General features: G+C 51.7%; 3 protein-coding genes and 3 pseudogenes. All 6 read right to left on the bottom strand.

Annotation, left to right across the window (positions count from 1 at the left end; genetic code table 11):
- A pseudogene (locus tag QMX98_RS31390) lies at positions 1-176 on the bottom strand (hypothetical protein); the annotation flags it as partial.
- Between the two features lie 169 nt (positions 177-345).
- Positions 346-423 (bottom strand): annotated as a pseudogene (locus QMX98_RS31385) (DUF2790 domain-containing protein); the annotation flags it as partial.
- An 89-nt stretch (positions 424-512) separates the two neighbouring features.
- On the bottom strand, positions 513-1,490 hold the full coding sequence (locus QMX98_RS31380; protein WP_200666137.1) for a sel1 repeat family protein: 978 nt from the start codon (positions 1,488-1,490) through the stop codon (positions 513-515).
- A gap of 15 nt (positions 1,491-1,505) precedes the next feature.
- Positions 1,506-5,063, bottom strand: coding sequence for a LysM peptidoglycan-binding domain-containing protein (locus QMX98_RS31375; protein ID WP_282411917.1), 3,558 nt, complete (start codon positions 5,061-5,063; stop codon positions 1,506-1,508).
- 29 nt (positions 5,064-5,092) lie between these two features.
- The gene (locus QMX98_RS31370) at positions 5,093-5,959 is read right to left on the bottom strand and encodes a DUF4123 domain-containing protein (RefSeq protein WP_010460479.1); all 867 of its coding nucleotides are present in this window, start codon (positions 5,957-5,959) and stop codon (positions 5,093-5,095) included.
- Positions 5,950-6,184: pseudogene (locus QMX98_RS31365) on the bottom strand (type VI secretion system tip protein VgrG); the annotation flags it as partial. The gene QMX98_RS31370 and the pseudogene QMX98_RS31365, both read right to left, overlap by 10 nt.

The raw sequence follows: 6,184 nt of genomic DNA, 5'->3' as shown, positions 1-6,184 counted from the left end.
TCCCACGGGGTGGCAAGGAAGGTGTTGCGGTAGCCCTGATGGAAATCGTCTTTGTTGTGGGTGACGTCGCTGGTGACGTTTTTGCCGAGCACTTGCGGCTGCTTGCCTTCGTGCACGACTTCGAGCAACAGCCAGAGGTCGTTCCACTCGGCACGCGGGTGTTCGCTCAGGGCCACGGCATCAAACCCCAGACCAGGGCCAGTAAAAACAGAGGAGGGAAGTGAAGGCCGACACGATACGAAACGATAACTGCATGGCGGATCCTTGCGGCAGTGAGGGAGGCGCCAAAGCATAGCGCCTGATCCCTCACAGGAGTACCGCAAAGTGCAAAATCAGGCCTTTCAGTCAGTTCTGATAACTGCAAGCGTCAGAAAGCTTCCGATAGCTGATTTCTTCAGGCTTGCCTGACGTATCGATGTACTTCGGTCCGAAGTAGATTGTGCGCTAACCTCTGAGGACAAACCGATCGCGAAGAGGGCTACGAAAAAATACGCTTTCATAGTGTTAATAGTTCATAGCTTGTCAGGGAAGAAGGATAGTGGTGGGCGGGTTGCTTTCCATTCCGTCAGGGTTTTTTTTGATTTTTCGATCTGTTCCCCAGTCATTTTTGCCGCGATTTCCGGGAGTTCATCTTGTGCAAATTCTCGCATGCCGCCCCCACCGTCTAGTTCAAGCACCCAGGAAATGGATGCATAGGCTGTTACTAGATCCTCCTTAAAGCCGTATTCCGGCGATTGTCCTGCTAAGTAAGAGCCATAACCATATACAGCGCTGACATATCCAGTCATTGCTGCTTTTTCATTCCACGACCTGAATTGCTCCCAGTCCTTTTTTCGACCCTGAATCGCGGCATACGCCAACATACCTTGAGGGTTGCCACCCTCCGCAGATGCCTTCATCCAGCGTTCGACCATCTCCGCGCGTTTTGAAGGTGTCAGGAAGAAACCTTTACCTTCACGGTAATCCGCCGCTAGATAGTACTGCGCTAGCGCAAAACCTTCGTCTGCGGATTTTTCAAACCATTTGTCGTCTCCGGTTATCCGGTACATCAAATACATAGCCTCGGCGTCACCTTTTTCAGCTTCTTTCGTAGCAGCCTCTAAGGCACTTTTGGACCACTCGTTTGGCGATTTTTTTTCACCTGAGCAGTTGTTCATCTCAACGCAGAGATCGTTATTGCGCTGAGACAATCTTATCATTGCATATATATCACCTTGGCGAGCAGAGGCTTCATACGCGCTCTGAGCTTCTGGAGTTATATATTTGTTATTTTTGCGTAACGCTTCGCCCAAGTAGTACTGTGCTTCACGATCGCCACCTTCCGCTGCTGCCTTCAGATAGGGGACTGCAGATATGGCTTTGAATTGATTGTAAAGCTCAATACCCTTTTCCTTTGCTTTCACTTGCTGTGTCGATACTTCTGCCTGCGCCACAAAGCTAAAGAATAGGGTTGATAAGGCAATGCAAACGGCATTTTTCATTTTTAACATATTTAGTTGACTCGATTATAAAGGGCCGGAATATTTCATGGTGGTCATCGGGATATAGCTATTTTCCCGAAAGTCCAGCTTGCAGAACGCGTCTATACGCTGACCCATTTTCTTCACATTTGATTTATAGCGGGCCCGAGCTTTAACGCCTTCCGCACGTTCCATGCTAAGTACAGGAACTGCCATAAAATTATCTAGTCTGTATCTATTCTCACAATACGCTTGCCCGGACTCTTTAGGTGCGACGCCTAGTTTGTTCATGCATTTACAAGCGTCCTCAAATAGCTGTTGAGCTTTGGTTAACGCTTCTGCGCCATCCGCCGTTGATCCTACCCAATAAATCACTCTGTCGAGAGCTCGTTGTTGGAGCAAACGTGCTTCCTGTTTTACGTACTTACGATCGGTACTTTTACTTTCACTTGTGTCTTGGTTCGTTGAAATTACTGAAAACTCTTCCGGCTCAGAACTGAGCGTCATAAGGAGGGGGCCCAAGGCCGCGGGAGTTGCTTCCATAAACCATTTTTGCAATTCGGCTTGATTTTCATATTCAATAATAGTGTCTGCAATGGGCCCTCCCTTTCCACTACTGGTCATCGCGTCATATAGATTCATAATAACGTCGATGCCCATCATATAGATCATTGCAACATCCAACCCGACCGCACCGAGCATGTTCAGTGCAGAAGCCTGTTCAGCAGCCTCTGGAGTAATCCAGCTAATAGAAGCGCCTTTAGCTTTATACAGCTCACGTCGATAAATATTGATAAGCTCTACAACAGCCTCGTAACCTACCTCAAATTTGAAACTACCACTTGCACCCGGCCCAAGAACAACCGTTGCTTTAAGATTGAGAATGAATTTACCCTTATCCAGAGAAACTCCAGCATTGCCCTGCAAGCCCGCGCCATAGGCAGCACCTAAAGATCCGCTGAGGTTGGCAAGCGTTAGCCATTGGCTAGCGCTCGTAGCCTCCTTGCTGTTATTGATTCCGGTGGAGGGTCCTGCCCGCAATACAGCCAATGCTTTAGGCGGAGCCCAATTCAAAGCCCCTGTCAGTTGGATACCTGCTTGCACGCCGGCGAACAGATTGAAATTGGCCTTTATGCCATTTTCAATTTGTACGTTGGCGGCCTTGCCGGACATGACTTGGCCACTTGATTTGGTATCGACAGCCGTGAGCGCCTTGGACTTGTATTCAAGGTCTGGGGTAGGGCTGGTATCACCATTGTCGGCTTTGGTTTTGATCGTTTCTTCGTGGGTCTTCCGTTCGGCCTTTGCTTCGGTATCTTCGCGCTGTGCCGGTTTGACAGGGCTGAGTGTCGCGCCATATTTGGTATTGCCGCCTATAGGGACCAGCTCAATACTACCGGCGAGCATGAGCGACGCACCGGCGTATCCCCACGCACGGGCACCGAAATGGAAGGACATACGGCCGAGGTTCAAGGTCTGAAGTTGAGGATTACCTTCGAGATAGTAATCGACCGTCACATCCTTGGCTTTTTCGCGAGTCGGCATGTCGATTTTAAGCAGTTCCACTTCACCTCGAGCCAAGTCAAAGCTCAGTGACGCACTGGCCGACGTCTTGAAGCCTTCAGCGGCAGAGAAGGAGGGACCTTCCAGTTTCACTTCGCCATGCAGTTTTTTTTGCGGCGGCGCAAGGCAGCGGACAAATTGCGCCTGCTGGCTCTTGTCGAAAAGCCTCACTTCACCACGAACACTCTTTTTGAATACGACCTGCTTTAGATGCTCGCCCCATTCTTTTCGCGCACCGGCATCCTCAAGCTGAGTCACTTTATAGCCGTTGGTTTGCAAGAAGCTGTAAAACTTGTCGATATTGAACCAACCATTGGTATCAAACCAATCGCCGGCTTGATCTCCAATTTTTAGCGCGCCCTGGCTTGCCAGCCACTGGCCAAATACCTTATGCGCGCTGTTTTTATTTGCACCACCGTCACCATTTTTTGGGATGCCTTCAAGAATTTTTTTTGCGCTCTTGCCGGCTTTTTTCAAGTCTTCCTCAAGAAGGTTTGGCGCACCCTTGAGGTTGAGCAAACTGAACCACTTCAACGGCGTACCGCTTGTAGCCAGTGTGCTGACCTCTCTTAGCGGAAAGCCATCTTTGACAAGCCGATCAACCGGCTGAGGCTCAAACTGTTCAGGCTCCCATAATAAGTGACGTCGAATAGGGTCAGCAGCGACTTTTTGTTGAGCCTTTTCGTGTAAGCCCTGTTTTACAACTTGCAAACGGTCCCATTCGGCACGTTCGGCTTCGACCAGACCGGCAGGTGCCTGGGCATTTTGACCCGTCGCTTCGATCCAGTTTTTGTATTTTTCACGCAAGCGGTTATTGATTTCCGATTGCTGTTTTTCCGTATCGAGATACAACTTGAACTGCTCGATACCTGTAGTGATGTCATCGCCACTGATCAACGCGTACTCAGGTAAGGCGATCCCGTATTCCGCTACTTTGATAATCGCGTCGGTGTATTCGTGATAGGCAAACGACTTGGCTTCGCCATGCTTCCACGCCAGGTAGGCGTATGTATCGCCTTCGCAGGTGTATAAACACTTCTGCAGTTCATCACGCTTTTTCTTGTCAGTTTCAAGGAGCTTGGCGATATCTTCCTGAGCCTGTGGCTTGATGCCACCTTCACTGATCAGCGCCTTGCGTTTCTCCAGGTAATTTTGGACGCGAGCGCGAGCCTCGATTGCCCCGGCAGCGAACAACGTACCGTTCTCGTACGTATGACCCTTCTTTTCGGCGGCGGCAATAGCTGTTTTTTTTAGCGCCAACCACTCGCTGCGTAACTTGCGTAGCTCGCTGTAATCATCCCGGATACGGTTCTGAGTATCGATATCCGACTGAAGCTGATCTATACGTGAGCGCTGAGTATCGGTTTTCGGCGTTTCGGCCTTTGGTGCGTCCTTTTCTTTTGCGCGTTTTACTTCTTGGCGGCTGCGAAGGACCATTCCTGGGTCCATTTCGATATTCGGTTCCTGAGCTTCAATCTCCTCCATTCGCTGGCGCTGTTCGCCCTCGAGAAAATTACTCAGTTTTGGCTCAAGGAAGTAATTCAGTAATCCGCTGTCATCTAATCCCTTGAGGCGCTCATCGCGGGATTTACTCGGGGCAATTTGATTCTCCAGAGCGTGCATCGCCTCCTTCATCGAGGAGGCGGCGCGCTCGGGCAGTAACCAAAACTCTTCTTCGTCAGTTGCATAAATTGCGGTGCCGTACGTGTTGGAACAAGGCTTGGGCTGATCCTTGAAGCTGGGGGCGCACGTTTCTGTAAAGTCTTTTTTCGGCCCCAAGTCAATGGGCTTAGCGCCAGGCGCACTTGCACTTTCGGCCGTTGGAGCAGGTTGGGAAGCTGCCGTTGAAGGGGGCGCTGGTTTTGCAACCGCTTCAGCCTGAGCACTCTTGGGAACACTAAGATTCCAACCCGGTTTAATCGCACTCGGGTTGGTAATGAATGGATTCATCTGGCGCAGTTGCGCAACATTGGTGTTGTAGCGAGTAGCAATCTGGCTGAGCGTTTCACCAGGATTGACTGAATGATTGGTAATTTCCATGGTGCTTCCGTTCTGTTGTTGCGTCGGGTTCATTGGGGATTGGCGGATGCTGTTTGCATCAGCTGTTCAACCTTGATGAATGACTCTTCCCTGGATTGCAGGATGGCCATTGCTTCTGGCCGTGTTTCAAGCCGCGGTCCGTCGACGACGGAGGCGAGCTTGAGCAAGTGATCACCTTCGTAGATGTTGTTTTTGAGCAAAAGGTCCAGGTTCTCGGTAATTTCATTGATCCGGTCATCACCGGGCTTACCGAACGCTGCATATTGCTCATCGACCCAGTACAACCACCCCAGCCGCGCTTGAATTTTTGCTGCGTTGTCGGGAAGGTTGAACGCCGGGCCATCGCCACGCCACTTCAGTTCCGACTTCGCCGTCCAGGACAGCCACGCGCCGCGCTCTTTGCCGAAGTGTCTCGGGGCAGGGCTATACACTGCTTGCCAAGGACCGAACAATTGAATGGACGTGTCGCCTGCGGTGTAGGCCAGCGCAGCCCACAGGCTAGGTTTGTGATAACTCAACAGGCTTTGGCCGCCGGAACCGTCGTTGGCTCGTAGCAACCAGCGCGCGTGTGCGAGTGCCTGAGTGGCGTCTTCTGCGACCAGGGCAATGCCCGAGTGATTTTCTTCGCACAAGCGCGTGGCTTCGACTGCCAATCGGCTGCCCCAAGGTGCTGTGAGCCAGAGCGGACCGTCATTGGCGATTTCCGCAAAGTCAGTGCTGCTGTACAAGGCTTGAGCATTCATCGGTTCGCCGATGCGATACAGACGCGACATCGCCTCGGGTTGGCGTGCGCGATCGATGATGAAACACAGGACCTGACTGGACTGTTCCCTGGGCAGCGACTCGAATCCGTAACGAGGTGCGGCCAGCAGGGTGTTCATGGCGGTTACATGCATGTGCAATCCTTACGGCTGCAGGCGCCGTTGCTTTGTTTGCCGCACAACGGCGTAATACCCGATTCGTTGAGGCGGCTGGGGAGAGGCGCTTTGCCCGCGACATCCGCATCCGCCGCTTTCATCGGCCCCGGCAACAACGGCGCAGCAGGCGTACCCACCCCAGGCGAGCCCCCGGTGTTCACCTTCACCTCAGCCCCACTGATCGTCACACCCCCCGCATCTACC

It is taken from the genome of Pseudomonas sp. PS02303 (assembly GCF_029959925.1).
GTDB lineage: Bacteria > Pseudomonadota > Gammaproteobacteria > Pseudomonadales > Pseudomonadaceae > Aquipseudomonas > Aquipseudomonas mandelii.
The sequence above is the reverse complement of the archived record's forward strand: the minus strand, read 5'-3'. Positions and strand labels throughout refer to the sequence as shown.

What these genes read in the sequence shown, in the direction of transcription:
- QMX98_RS31380 (WP_200666137.1), bottom strand. Translation starts at nt 1,490, where the DNA reads ATGTTAAAAATGAAAAATGCCGTTTGCATTGCCTTATCAACCCTATTC.
- QMX98_RS31375 (WP_282411917.1), bottom strand. Translation starts at nt 5,063, where the DNA reads ATGGAAATTACCAATCATTCAGTCAATCCTGGTGAAACGCTCAGCCAG.
- QMX98_RS31370 (WP_010460479.1), bottom strand. Translation starts at nt 5,959, where the DNA reads ATGCATGTAACCGCCATGAACACCCTGCTGGCCGCACCTCGTTACGGA.